The following is a 12,865-nucleotide window of genomic DNA, read 5'->3' as shown; positions in this document are numbered from 1 at the left end:
GGACACTGCGCAATGCGTATCTTTAGGTAAGGAGGTGATCCAACCGCAGGTTCCCCTACGGTTACCTTGTTACGACTTCACCCCAGTCATGAATCACAAAGTGGTAAGCGCCCTCCCGAAGGTTAAGCTACCTACTTCTTTTGCAACCCACTCCCATGGTGTGACGGGCGGTGTGTACAAGGCCCGGGAACGTATTCACCGTAGCATTCTGATCTACGATTACTAGCGATTCCGACTTCATGGAGTCGAGTTGCAGACTCCAATCCGGACTACGACAGACTTTATGTGGTCCGCTTGCTCTCGCGAGTTCGCTTCACTTTGTATCTGCCATTGTAGCACGTGTGTAGCCCTACTCGTAAGGGCCATGATGACTTGACGTCATCCCCACCTTCCTCCGGTTTATCACCGGCAGTCTCCTTTGAGTTCCCACCATTACGTGCTGGCAACAAAGGATAAGGGTTGCGCTCGTTGCGGGACTTAACCCAACATTTCACAACACGAGCTGACGACAGCCATGCAGCACCTGTCTCACAGTTCCCGAAGGCACCGAAGCATCTCTGCTAAGTTCTGTGGATGTCAAGAGTAGGTAAGGTTCTTCGCGTTGCATCGAATTAAACCACATGCTCCACCGCTTGTGCGGGCCCCCGTCAATTCATTTGAGTTTTAACCTTGCGGCCGTACTCCCCAGGCGGTCGACTTAACGCGTTAGCTCCGGAAGCCACGCCTCAAGGGCACAACCTCCAAGTCGACATCGTTTACAGCGTGGACTACCAGGGTATCTAATCCTGTTTGCTCCCCACGCTTTCGCACCTGAGCGTCAGTCTTTGTCCAGGGGGCCGCCTTCGCCACCGGTATTCCTCCAGATCTCTACGCATTTCACCGCTACACCTGGAATTCTACCCCCCTCTACAAGACTCTAGCTTGCCAGTTTCAAATGCAGTTCCCACGTTAAGCGCGGGGATTTCACATCTGACTTAACAAACCGCCTGCGTGCGCTTTACGCCCAGTAATTCCGATTAACGCTTGCACCCTCCGTATTACCGCGGCTGCTGGCACGGAGTTAGCCGGTGCTTCTTCTGCGAGTAACGTCAATCACAAAGGTTATTAACCTTTATGCCTTCCTCCTCGCTGAAAGTGCTTTACAACCCGAAGGCCTTCTTCACACACGCGGCATGGCTGCATCAGGCTTGCGCCCATTGTGCAATATTCCCCACTGCTGCCTCCCGTAGGAGTCTGGACCGTGTCTCAGTTCCAGTGTGGCTGGTCATCCTCTCAGACCAGCTAGGGATCGTCGCCTAGGTGAGCCGTTACCCCACCTACTAGCTAATCCCATCTGGGCACATCCGATGGCGTGAGGCCCGAAGGTCCCCCACTTTGGTCCGAAGACGTCATGCGGTATTAGCTACCGTTTCCAGTAGTTATCCCCCTCCATCAGGCAGTTTCCCAGACATTACTCACCCGTCCGCCGCTCGCCGGCAAAGTAGCAAGCTACTTCCCGCTGCCGCTCGACTTGCATGTGTTAGGCCTGCCGCCAGCGTTCAATCTGAGCCATGATCAAACTCTTCAATTTAAGATTTGTTTGATTTGCCACCGAAATGGCGATGCTCAAAGATTACTTTCTGCAAATATGCATTCGAACCGAAGTTCAAATGTGTACTGCTTTGGTCACTCTTCAAGACTTTGATTATTTCTGCCTGCCGAAACAGGCTTTGATATCGTCTTGCGAGTGCCCACACAGATTGTCTGATAAATTGTTAAAGAGCGTTCGTTACCCGTTTGCCTTGCGGCGAATCTTACGGTAACGCGGGAGGCAGATAATACGCTTTCCCGCTGAAGAGTCAAGGAATTATTTTGTTTCTTGCGAAGTCAAAACCGTTCTTTTCTCTTCCTGACCCGGCGAGATGTGTTTCGTTGTTCCCGGTCAGTGGAGGCGCATTATAGGGAGTTCCTGACAGCCTGCAACCCCTAATTTGAAAAAACTTTTCAACCGTGTTTTATTTCAACGATTTGCTGCGATAACCGCCATTGTTGTTACTTTTTGTACTGTAGTGCAGAGAAATCCTGAGCAAAACCGCTGACCTGTTGCCAATCGGTATACTCAACTTCTTTACTGGTATCCGTCTCGCCGCCCGTCATGCGCATGATAAGTTGAATCATAATCCTATCTATCCAGCGATAACGCGGATAACGCAGGGCTCCGGCGAATACCGTGCACAATGTGGGTTGCCACGGGGTGCTTAGCAAAAACTTACGGACATAGGCGTTGGTCTGTGGCGAACGTTTTTCTAGTTTGCGGGCAGTAAGATTGACAGCAAAGAACGCACTCGGCATCTGATTGAGCTGTTCGACATGTTTATTGACGAATTGACTTAATACTGGGCTGAAATGCCCATAACGCACCGAGGCACCAATCATCACTTGTTGATACTGGCTCAGGTCTATTTGCCCTGCGGCTGCTAAATCTTGTATTTCACAAGTCGCTATTGCTGATAATTCCCGAGCTATATAAGAAGCAATAGTTTGTGTTTGGCCGTCTCGGCTGGAGTAAAGTATCAGTACTTTCATAGCAATGTTCCTTATGCAGAATTACTCACGCCAGAATGTTGGGGTGAAAAGAACCAGCAAAGTGAAAACTTCCAATCGGCCGAACAGCATTGTTATCACTAATATCCATTTAGCAGCTGGATTCATAGAAGTGAAGTTATCAGCGACAACACCCAAACCTGGCCCGAGGTTGTTTAAAGTTGCGGTGACTGCCGCAAAAGCAGAAAACTCATCAACACCCGTCGCGATAATCGCCAACATGCTGATGATGAAAACCAATGCGTACGCGGAGAAGAATCCCCAGACCGCTTCCAGTATCCGCTCTGGTAATGCTCGCCGCCCCAACTTAATGGTGTAAACCGCATTGGGATGCACTAAGCGTTTTAATTCACGTGAGCCTTGTAGATAAAGCAGCAAGATACGGATAACTTTCAATCCGCCGCCGGTCGAGCCCGCACAGCCCCCGATAAAAGCAGAGCATAATAAGAGTATCGGCAGGAACAGCGGCCATTTGGCAATGCTATCTGTCGTGAAACCCGCCGTGGTCGCCATGGACACCACTTGGAAAAAGGCCTGATTTAAGGTTTCCAGACCCGATTTGTACACATTGTGCTGCCAGAGTACCAAGGTACAAACGATAACCAGCGTCAATTGTACAAAGATAAACATCCGGAATTCGGGGTCACGCCAATAAACTTTCAAACTGCGGCCACTGAGCACCGCAAAGTGCAAACCAAAGTTACACCCCGAAATCAGCAAGAAAATACCAATAATGGTGTTAATCGTCGGGCTGTTGAAGTAACCGATACTGGCATCATGGGTCGAGAAGCCGCCTATCGCAATAGTTGAGAAGCTGTGAGAAATGGCATCAAACACCGACATCCCCGCGCCCCATAGTGAAAGCGCACAGGCGATGGTCAGCAACACATAGATAAGCCACAGTGTTTTCGCGGTTTCAGCAATCCGAGGGCGCATTTTATTGTCTTTCAATGGGCCGGGCATTTCTGCGCGATAGAGCTGCATGCCCCCGACCCCCAAGATAGGCAAAATAGCTACCGCCAAGACGATGATCCCCATGCCGCCAAGCCATTGCAGCATTTGTCGATAGAATAAAATGGCTTTGGGCAGTGAATCTAGCCCCACCAGAGTGGTGGCTCCCGTCGTCGTCAACCCTGAGAATGATTCAAAAAATGCATCAGTTAACGAAAGATTGGGCCGCTCTGAGAATAGAAAAGGCAATGCCCCGACACTGCCCAGCACCGTCCAGAACAGCACCACAATGAGAAAGCCCTCGCGGGGCTTTAACTCATGTTTCTGTTTTCGGTTGGGTAGCCAGAGCAACAGGCCGATCGCCAGAGCAACAAAAAAGGTTTCGCTGAAGGCACGGCCGGCACCATCACGATAGATCAAGGCCACTAGCCCGGGAATAAACATTGTCCCGGAGAATAAGATGACCAGCAGACCAACAATACGGGTTATGGCACGAAAATGCATTCCGGCACGTTCCTTAGCAATTCACTTGGATGGGGATTATTGCGAAATGGGCGTCAATTGCAACGTACCACGACTGAGATCTCGCAATTTATCCCCGACCTGACTGGCTTGAGTTGCTGGCAAAGAGAGATGAAGTGTCACGAGTTGTGCATATTCACTCTGTAAAATCTGGCCGTCAACCTGCTGTAATAATGTGTCGACCATCGCGAGCTGCGCATAGTCGCACTGCAAAGTATATTCTACCTGTGGGACTTTATATGTTACTTCAATCTGTTTTAATGCTTGTTGAACGCCACTGCCATAGGCCCTGACTAACCCGCCAGTCCCGAGCTTGATACCGCCATAATAGCGCACAACCACAGCTGTGATTTCACCCATCCCGCTGCCCATCAATTGGGCCAGAATAGGTTTCCCCGCCGTGCCCGAGGGCTCGCCATCATCGGAAAAACCTAATTGCTGTGAGTCTGTTGGTGCCCCAGCAACAAAAGCCCAGCAATGATGCCGGGCAGTTGGGTGCTGCTGCTTTATCTGCTGAATGAAATCTTTTGCTTCATTCACCCCACTGGTATGCGCCAGCAAGGTGATAAAACGGCTTTTTTTGATTTCTTCGCTGACAGTGGCCGGAGCCGCAGGTATCAAATAAGGCTGCATCAGGCCAGTTTCAGGTCACGCGTCATATTCTCGACCCGATTATCATGAATAACTATATTGTCTTCTATACGAATGCCACCATAAGGCTTCAGAATATCAATCAGTTCCCAATTGAAATGCTGTCTGAATTCACCAGTGCGCCATGGGGCCAAGAGAGATTCGATAAAGTAGAGGCCCGGCTCAATGGTCAGCACCATGCCAGGTTGCAGAATACGAGTGCAACGCAAGTAAGGATACTGGGATGGCGCACTGAGATGCGTACCTTTGTCGTCTTGCATAAACCCAGCAGTATCATGAACTTGCAAGCCAAGAGGGTGGCCCAATCCATGCGGCAAGAAGGGGCTGGTAATGCCTTTTTCAACCATCGCCTCTTCACTGATGCCCGTGACCAGATTATGAGTGCGCAGCAGCTTGGCAATACGCTGGTGCATCTGGACATGATAATCGGTATAGCGCTCGCCACTTTTAATGGTTTTGATCAAGGCCAGCTGTTCATCATTAAGATCTTTAATCAATGCGGCAAAATCGCTTTCATTATCAGCAGCATAGCTGCGGGTTAGGTCAGCAGCATAACCATTGTACTCAGCTCCAGCATCCATTAAGAAACTGCGCATTTCAGCCGGAGGCTGGTGCTGTAATGTGGTGTAATGCAGCACCGCAGAGTGTTCATTCAGCGCAACAATATTATCGTAAGGTACATCAGTATCACGATGCCCCGTCGCCATCAGATACGCCAGATTGATATCAAACTCACTCATACCCGACTGGAATGCTTCATATGCCGCCCGATGCCCAGCAACCGCCATCTTTTGTGCTTCGCGCATGCACGCCAATTCATAATCTGTTTTATAAGAGCGGTAGAAATGAAGATAATCCAACACCGGTTTTGGATTAATATTTTCGGCACTGAACCCCAGAGCTTGAGCGCGTTGCTGCGCATAGCCAATATAGGCCACGCGATCGCGCTGCACCGGTAATTGCTGTGCAATGTCATCGGCGTTAGCTAATGGCTTGATATCAATATATTTTGTCCAGAAGCTGTCTGGCAGCGGCTCCACACTGTGCCAATAATCTACCGGGGAGTAAAACCATAACTTCGGTGTATTAACACCATCAACCCATAGCCAGCAGTTTGGGACTTGCGTCACCGGCAGCCAAGCTTTGAATTGGGCATTAACTTTAAAAGGGTAGTCGCGATCATCAAGGAAAATACGTTGTAACTCACCGGAATGAATCAGTAAAGCGTCCAACTGATGGCGCTCTAGCACCTCGCGAGTGCGTTGTTGTAGGGTGGATAAATGTTCGTTATATAAAGAAGCCAGCGTTTCCATCACAGTACCCTTCGCTATTAGAACTGAGTGTTTTATCTTATCATAGTCGCCAACACCATGTTTCGACGAGCTATTATCAGCCAGCCAAATACCTTATCTGGCGCGCGAGATTCAAGCGCTTTCTGCTCAATTCGCCGCGAATAAATCCAATAAAAATCAATAACTCTTCCTGATTGACTGTGATCTTCACCGCAAAAAATCAATCTCTTGTTTGCAATTTATTAACAAAATATACACACTTCCTGAATATCTGGTCATACCAGATCACATGCGCTTATTCAGGAGATAGATATGCTCTACCAAAGCGAAACACTAAAGCTTCACTGGTTGGAAAACGGTATTGCCGAGTTGGTGTTTGATGCACCGGGTTCAGTTAATAAGCTGGATACCAAAACTGTAGCCAATCTGGGTGAAGCCCTAGCTGTGTTGGAAAAACAAAGCGAACTCAAAGGGTTGCTATTGCGCTCCGCCAAAGCAGCCTTTATTGTCGGTGCCGATATCACCGAGTTTCTGTCCCTGTTTAACGAGCCACCAGAAAAACTGCACCAATGGCTGGTTTTCGCTAATGATATTTTCAATCGTCTAGAAGATTTACCGGTGCCAACCATTGCGGCAATCAATGGCTATGCGCTGGGTGGCGGATGTGAATGTATTCTGGCGACCGATTTTCGCGTGGCCTCCCCCGAAGCCCGTATCGGCCTACCGGAAACCAAGCTCGGTATCATGCCGGGCTTTGGCGGCTCGGTGCGGTTACCGCGCTTATTAGGTGCTGACAGTGCACTGGAAATTATCGCCGCGGGTAAAGATATTATTGCCAAAGATGCCTTAAAAGTGGGGTTGGTTGATGCCGTTGTGGCCCCTGAAAAGCTGGCCGATGCTGCTTTAGTCATGCTGAAGCAAGCCATTGACGAGAAACTCGACTGGCAAGCAGCACGCCGCCCGAAATTAGAGCCACTGAAGCTCAACCCGACCGAAGCCGCCATGTGCTTTACAATTGCCAAAGGCATGGTCATGCAAGTGGCCGGTAAACACTATCCGGCTCCGCTGACTGCCGTCAAAACCATTGAAGCCGCGGCAAAATTTGGCCGAGCCGAAGCATTGAAGCTGGAAACCAATAGTTTTGTTCCCTTAGCAGGCTCCAATGAAGCACGAGCATTAGTCGGCATTTTCCTCAATGATCAATATGTTAAAGGTCAAGCTAAGAAGCTCGCCAAAGGTGTCAGTGCGCCAAAACAGGCCGCGGTACTGGGCGCTGGGATTATGGGCGGCGGTATCGCCTATCAATCGGCACTGAAAGGTGTGCCGGTCATGATGAAAGATATCAATGACAAATCTCTGACATTGGGGATGAATGAAGCCGCTAAGCTACTGAATAAACAGTTGGAACGCGGCAAAATAGATGGTCTGAAAATGGCGAATATCCTGGCGACCATCCAGCCGACATTAGATTACACCGGCATTGAGCGCGCCCAAGTCATCGTGGAAGCCGTGGTGGAAAATCCAAAAGTGAAAGCGGCCGTCCTGGCCGAGGTTGAAGCACTGATTGGCGAGGAAACGGTGTTAGCCTCGAATACCTCGACAATCCCAATTGATCAGCTCGCTAACTCCCTCAAACGCCCAGAAAATTTCTGTGGGATGCACTTCTTCAACCCGGTTCACCGGATGCCGCTGGTTGAGATTATTCGTGGCGCGAAAACCTCAGATAAAACTATCGCCGCCGTTGTAGCATACGCCACACAAATGGGTAAAACCCCCATTGTGGTGAATGATTGCCCGGGTTTCTTTGTTAACCGTGTCTTATTCCCGTATCTGGCTGGATTCGGCATGTTGGTCAGAGACGGCGCGGACTTCCGCCAGATTGATAAAGTGATGGAGAAGCAATTTGGCTGGCCAATGGGCCCTGCTTATCTATTAGATGTGGTCGGCATTGATACCGCGCACCATGCACAAGCCGTGATGGCTGCTGGTTTCCCTGACCGCATGAGTAAAGATTATCGCGATGCTGTTGACGTGATGTTTGATAATCAACGATTTGGTCAAAAGAATGGCCAAGGCTTCTACCGCTACACCCAAGATGCCAAGGGCAAACCGCGTAAAGAGCACGATGAACAAGTCGATGTGTTACTGGCGCAAGTCAGTCAACCCATTCAGAAGTTTAGCGATGATGACATTATTGCCCGCACCATGATCCCGATGATCAATGAAGTGGTGCGCTGCCTGGAAGAGGGCATTATCGCCAGCCCAGCGGAGGGCGATATGGCGCTAGTCTATGGCCTTGGCTTCCCACCATTCCACGGCGGTGTTTTCCGTTACCTTGACACCATCGGCAGTGCAAATTATGTCGAAATGGCCCAGCGCTATGCCCATCTTGGTGCGCTCTATCACATCCCGGCCGGGCTGAGAGCCAAAGCTGAACATAACGAAAGCTATTATCCTGTGGCAGCAGCGCTGCTTGATGTTACTACCAGTCAACCGGCATGAGGTCTGAAAACATGGAAAATGTAGTCATTATTGATGCCGTCCGCACACCAATGGGCCGCTCCAAAGGCGGTGCATTCCGTCAGGTTCGAGCAGAAGATCTCTCCGCTCACTTAATGCGGGAAGTACTGAGCCGTAATCCGGGATTGAATGCCGCCGAAATCGACGATATCTATTGGGGATGTGTGCAACAAACATTAGAGCAGGGCTTTAATATTGCCCGCAATGCTTCTTTGTTGGCCGAAATTCCCCACAGTGTTCCCGCCGTTACCGTTAACCGCCTGTGTGGTTCATCAATGCAAGCTTTGCATGATGGTGCCAGAGCTATCATGGTGGGTGATGCACAAGTCAGTTTAATTGGTGGCGTGGAACATATGGGTCATGTGCCCATGAATCACGGTGTTGATTTCCATCCTGGCCTGAGCCGTACAGTGGCTAAAGCTGCCGGAATGATGGGGTTAACCGCTGAAATGTTGGCAAAAATCCACAATATCAGCCGCCAGTCACAAGATGAGTTTGCCGTTCGCTCCCACCAACGCGCCTATGCCGCGACACAGGCGGGCCATTTTGCCAATGAGATTGTCGCCACTAATGGGCATGACGCTGACGGCATCTTAAAACGTTTTGATTTCGATGAAGTTATTCGCCCAGAAACCAATCTTGCGGGTTTGGCCGCGCTACGCCCAGCCTTTGACCCCGTGAATGGCACCGTGACGGCCGGGACATCATCAGCCCTTTCCGATGGCGCTGCTGCCATGCTTATCATGAGTGAATCACGTGCAAAATCATTGGGTTTAACACCCCGCGCGCGCATTCGTTCAATGGCGGTCGTCGGCTGTGACCCATCGATTATGGGATATGGCCCAGTCCCCGCCAGCCAACTGGCATTAAAACGTGCGGGGTTAAAACTGGAAGATATTGGTTTATTTGAATTAAATGAGGCTTTTGCCGCGCAATCACTGGCTTGCCTGAAAGGTTTGGGGCTGCTGGAGAGTATGGATGACAAAGTTAATCTGAATGGCGGCGCTATTGCTCTCGGCCATCCATTGGGTTGTTCTGGGGCGCGAATCTCGACCACGTTGCTCAATCTGATGGAACGCCGTGATGTGCAATTCGGCCTAGCAACCATGTGCATCGGCTTAGGCCAAGGCATCGCGACCGTCTTTGAACGCGTCTAGCTGCTGAATATCTTATTTAAAAAACATTCAGGGCCTAAATACAGGCCCTGATAACCGCTGTACCTGGTGTTTAGTTGCCGTTTTCCCGCCTGTCAGGGGCGGGCTTTTTATCCTTTGACCGACCAAATGATTATTTCAGTCAATCAAACCGCAACTCAGATAAAGGCAAAAGCATCACCATAGATGTGAGCTTCCTGCGCGCCCCGTTCAGCACAGAAACGCTCACGGGCAATCTTGGCCATTTCAAAGCGGCCTGCGATATAAATATCCTGCTCAGCAAGAGAACCGTAGTCTTGCAACACCGCGCTCAGAACGGTTCCGGTACGGCCGCGCCACCCCTCTTCCGGCTGCTCAACCACCGGAATAACTTTCAACTGCGGATACTTAATCGATAGCGCTTCCAGCTCGCTAAGGTCATATAAATGCACCGCTTCGCGCCCACCCCAATAGATGGAAACTTCACGATCCGGTTGTTCCGCTAATGCCGCCAACAAAACTGAACGCGCATAGGAAAAACCGGTACCGCCAGCAATCAAAATCAATGGACGATGGCTTCCCTCGCGGAACCACGCCTCACCATGAGGAATGTCCACATCCAGTGTTTTCTCTTTCAGAATTCGGTCCATCACCGCCATGGCGTATAGATTCAGTTCCGAAGCCCCGATGTGCAGCTCGATAGAGTCTTTTTGCAGTGGTGTGGATGCCATTGAAAATGGGCGTTTATCGCGCTCATCCATGACGACCATCAAATACTGCCCAGCCCGGAAAGAAAATGCAGATGCAGGCACCAATTGCACCCGGTACACCGTATCGGTAATGGCCTCTACGGAGGTTACTTTACAGCTTAAAGTTGTCATGCCTTCCCTCTGTCGGGTCATCAAATGCAAAACTAAGGACAAAATGGACGCTGGTTAGCGTTTCGTTTCTTTGTCACTGAAAATGGCGAGCTCATCCCACATAGCATCAACGCGGGCGCAGACTTCGTCATCCATCTTAATTGGACGCCCCCATTCACGCGGAGTCTCAGCTGGCCATTTGTTGGTGGCATCCAGCCCCATTTTCGATCCCAAACCGGAAACCGGTGAGGCGAAATCCAAGTAATCTATCGGCGTATTTTCAATTAATACTGTATCGCGCGATGGGTCCATACGGGTCGTAATCGCCCAAATAACATCATTCCAATCACGCGCATTAATGTCATCATCACAAACAATAACAAATTTCGTATACATAAACTGACGTAAAAATGACCAAACGCCCATCATCACGCGTTTTGCATGACCAGCATACTGTTTCTTGATAGTCACCACCGCCAGGCGATACGAGCACCCTTCAGGCGGCAGATAAAAATCAACAATCTCTGGGAATTGCTTTTGCAAAATAGGAACAAAGACTTCATTCAGTGCAACCCCCATTACCGCCGGCTCATCGGGCGGCCGACCAGTATAAGTGGAATGATAAATCGCGTCTTTACGTTGGGTAATATGTGTGACGGTAAAGACAGGGAAACTATCAATCTCATTATAATAGCCGGTATGGTCACCATAAGGGCCCTCTGGTGCCATATCACCCTGCTCAATATATCCTTCCAATACAATTTCTGCACTTGCCGGCACTTCAAGGTCATTGGAAAGACATTTTACGACTTCCGTTTTATGGCCGCGTAATAAACCGGCAAAAGCATACTCAGAGAGAGTATCCGGCACTGGCGTTACCGCCGCCAGAATGGTCGCTGGGTCAGCTCCCAGCGCGACGGCAACCGGGAAGCGCTCGCCAGGATGCGCCTCACACCATTCTTGATAGTCTAGCGCGCCACCGCGATGGGAGAGCCAGCGCATAATTAACTTGTTTTTGCCCAAGACTTGTTGGCGATAGATACCCAGATTCTGGCGCTCTTTATGTGGGCCTCGGGTCACCGTCAACCCCCAAGAGACTAATGGGGCGGCATCCTCAGGCCAACAGTGCATAACAGGAATGCGACTCAAGTCGACATCATCGCCCTGCCACACTTGCTCCTGACATGGTGCGGAGCTTAAGCATTTCGTTGGCATATTCAATACCTGCTTAAATTTAGGCAGTTTATCGAATAGATCACGAAAACCTTTCGGAGGGTCTGGCTCTTTCAGGAAAGCTAAAAGTTTACCGACATCACGCAGTGCGCTGACATCTTCTTGCCCCATTCCCATGGCAACCCGTTTGGCGGTACCAAACAGATTACACAACACTGGCATGCTATAACCTGTTGGATTCTCGAAAAGTAATGCAGGCCCACCGGCACGTAAAGTGCGATCGGCAATTTCTGTCATTTCCAGATAGGGGTCAATAGGCTGGCTAATGCGTTTAAGTTCACCCCTCTGTTCCAGCAACGAGAGGAAGTCACGTAAGTCACGGTATTTCATGCTGATCATTTCGACGGCTAGGTGATGCGCCATTATAGGCGGTCTTTATAGCAGTTGCTGTCTTTTTGTTAAAATGAGGGTCGGATAATCCGAAAAATATCAAGCTGCTATTTACCATTAACATTTACACGTACAGATAACACCCCTGCGATATTAAATAAGCTAAATCCTTATATAACAGATATATATAAAAGGATGTTTTCCTCGCTGTATAAATATTTCCACTTTTGCTATGCTGCCAATTAGTAGCCAAAGGCATATGAAATGATGAAACACTGGTATTTGTTATATTGTAAACGTGGTCAGCTTTTACGCGCTAAAGAGCATCTAGAGCGGCAGGAGGTGAGCTGCTGGACACCGGTAGTCACTATCGAAAAGATAGCGCGCGGAAAACGAACTGAAGTAATAGAAGCGTTATTCCCGAATTATCTCTTTGTGGAGTTTGATCCGGAGCATATTCATACCACGACGATAAGTGCCACCCGAGGTGTCAGCCACTTTGTGCGGTTTGGTGTACAGCCCGCGGTCATCCCGGCTATCGTGATTGCTGAGATGCAATCCCATATTGCGGATAAAATCATTGCCCCGGAGGTCCCCGCCCCTGGCGATGTTGTGACAATTACAGAGGGTATTTTTTCCGGCTTACAGGCGATTTATACCGAGCCCGATGGCGAAGCTCGCTCAATGTTGCTGTTGAATATGCTTAATAGTCAGGTATTACAAAGCTTGGATAATCGTCAGTTCGAAAAACAGTAAAATGCTTAATTCACTGCACCCAAGGTAGGTATCT

At 49.6% G+C, this 12,865-nt stretch carries 9 protein-coding genes and 1 rRNA gene; 3 read left to right on the top strand and 7 right to left on the bottom strand.

Annotation, left to right across the window (positions count from 1 at the left end; genetic code table 11):
* Positions 1 to 27: 27 nt before the first annotated feature.
* The 5 genes from D5F51_RS01455 to pepQ form a co-directional block, all read right to left on the bottom strand.
* Positions 28 to 1,570: ribosomal RNA gene (locus tag D5F51_RS01455) — 16S ribosomal RNA — on the bottom strand.
* Between the two features lie 461 nt (positions 1,571 to 2,031).
* Complete coding sequence (gene hemG / locus D5F51_RS01445; protein ID WP_129195409.1) at positions 2,032 to 2,565, bottom strand: menaquinone-dependent protoporphyrinogen IX dehydrogenase; 534 nt, start codon at positions 2,563 to 2,565, stop codon at positions 2,032 to 2,034.
* Positions 2,566 to 2,586: 21 nt separating this feature from the next.
* Positions 2,587 to 4,038 carry a Trk system potassium transporter TrkH gene (trkH, locus tag D5F51_RS01440; protein ID WP_025379839.1) on the bottom strand — a complete coding sequence of 484 codons (1,452 nt, stop codon included), beginning with the start codon at positions 4,036 to 4,038 and terminating at the stop codon, positions 2,587 to 2,589.
* A gap of 36 nt (positions 4,039 to 4,074) precedes the next feature.
* Positions 4,075 to 4,689: an IMPACT family protein gene (locus D5F51_RS01435; protein ID WP_129195408.1), complete on the bottom strand. Its 615-nt coding sequence runs from the start codon at positions 4,687 to 4,689 to the stop codon at positions 4,075 to 4,077.
* Entirely contained in the window at positions 4,689 to 6,020 is a 1,332-nt protein-coding gene (gene pepQ / locus D5F51_RS01430; protein ID WP_129195407.1) for a Xaa-Pro dipeptidase, read from the bottom strand. Before pepQ ends, D5F51_RS01435 begins: the two co-directional genes overlap by 1 nt.
* Before the next feature lie 291 nt (positions 6,021 to 6,311).
* Between pepQ and fadB the strand changes: the two genes are divergently transcribed.
* Together fadB and fadA are read left to right on the top strand one after the other, a co-directional pair.
* On the top strand, positions 6,312 to 8,501 hold the full coding sequence (gene fadB, locus D5F51_RS01425; RefSeq protein ID WP_129195406.1) for a fatty acid oxidation complex subunit alpha FadB: 2,190 nt from the start codon (positions 6,312 to 6,314) through the stop codon (positions 8,499 to 8,501).
* An 11-nt stretch (positions 8,502 to 8,512) separates the two neighbouring features.
* On the top strand, positions 8,513 to 9,676 hold the full coding sequence (gene fadA / locus D5F51_RS01420; protein WP_129195405.1) for an acetyl-CoA C-acyltransferase FadA: 1,164 nt from the start codon (positions 8,513 to 8,515) through the stop codon (positions 9,674 to 9,676).
* A gap of 155 nt (positions 9,677 to 9,831) precedes the next feature.
* On the opposite strand, the gene fre is transcribed toward fadA, so the two are convergent.
* Together fre and ubiD are read right to left on the bottom strand one after the other, a co-directional pair.
* Positions 9,832 to 10,533, bottom strand: coding sequence for an NAD(P)H-flavin reductase (gene fre, locus D5F51_RS01415; protein ID WP_025379844.1), 702 nt, complete (start codon positions 10,531 to 10,533; stop codon positions 9,832 to 9,834).
* Between the two features lie 54 nt (positions 10,534 to 10,587).
* The gene (ubiD, locus tag D5F51_RS01410; RefSeq protein WP_129199119.1) at positions 10,588 to 12,084 is read right to left on the bottom strand and encodes a 4-hydroxy-3-polyprenylbenzoate decarboxylase; all 1,497 of its coding nucleotides are present in this window, start codon (positions 12,082 to 12,084) and stop codon (positions 10,588 to 10,590) included.
* Positions 12,085 to 12,342: 258 nt separating this feature from the next.
* Here ubiD and rfaH point away from each other — a divergent pair, with 258 nt between their 5' ends.
* Positions 12,343 to 12,831, top strand: coding sequence for a transcription/translation regulatory transformer protein RfaH (gene rfaH, locus D5F51_RS01405; RefSeq protein ID WP_025379846.1), 489 nt, complete (start codon positions 12,343 to 12,345; stop codon positions 12,829 to 12,831).
* The last annotated feature ends 34 nt before the right edge of the window (positions 12,832 to 12,865 follow it).

The sequence above is a fragment of the Yersinia hibernica genome, assembly GCF_004124235.1.
GTDB lineage: Bacteria > Pseudomonadota > Gammaproteobacteria > Enterobacterales > Enterobacteriaceae > Yersinia > Yersinia hibernica.
This window is presented reverse-complemented; position numbering and strand designations above follow the sequence as displayed.

What these genes read in the sequence shown, in the direction of transcription:
- fadB (WP_129195406.1), top strand. Translation starts at nt 6,312, where the DNA reads ATGCTCTACCAAAGCGAAACACTAAAGCTTCACTGGTTGGAAAACGGT.
- ubiD (WP_129199119.1), bottom strand. Translation starts at nt 12,084, where the DNA reads ATGATCAGCATGAAATACCGTGACTTACGTGACTTCCTCTCGTTGCTG.
- pepQ (WP_129195407.1), bottom strand. Translation starts at nt 6,020, where the DNA reads ATGGAAACGCTGGCTTCTTTATATAACGAACATTTATCCACCCTACAA.
- fadA (WP_129195405.1), top strand. Translation starts at nt 8,513, where the DNA reads ATGGAAAATGTAGTCATTATTGATGCCGTCCGCACACCAATGGGCCGC.
- rfaH (WP_025379846.1), top strand. Translation starts at nt 12,343, where the DNA reads ATGAAACACTGGTATTTGTTATATTGTAAACGTGGTCAGCTTTTACGC.
- D5F51_RS01435 (WP_129195408.1), bottom strand. Translation starts at nt 4,689, where the DNA reads ATGCAGCCTTATTTGATACCTGCGGCTCCGGCCACTGTCAGCGAAGAA.
- fre (WP_025379844.1), bottom strand. Translation starts at nt 10,533, where the DNA reads ATGACAACTTTAAGCTGTAAAGTAACCTCCGTAGAGGCCATTACCGAT.
- hemG (WP_129195409.1), bottom strand. Translation starts at nt 2,565, where the DNA reads ATGAAAGTACTGATACTTTACTCCAGCCGAGACGGCCAAACACAAACT.
- trkH (WP_025379839.1), bottom strand. Translation starts at nt 4,038, where the DNA reads ATGCATTTTCGTGCCATAACCCGTATTGTTGGTCTGCTGGTCATCTTA.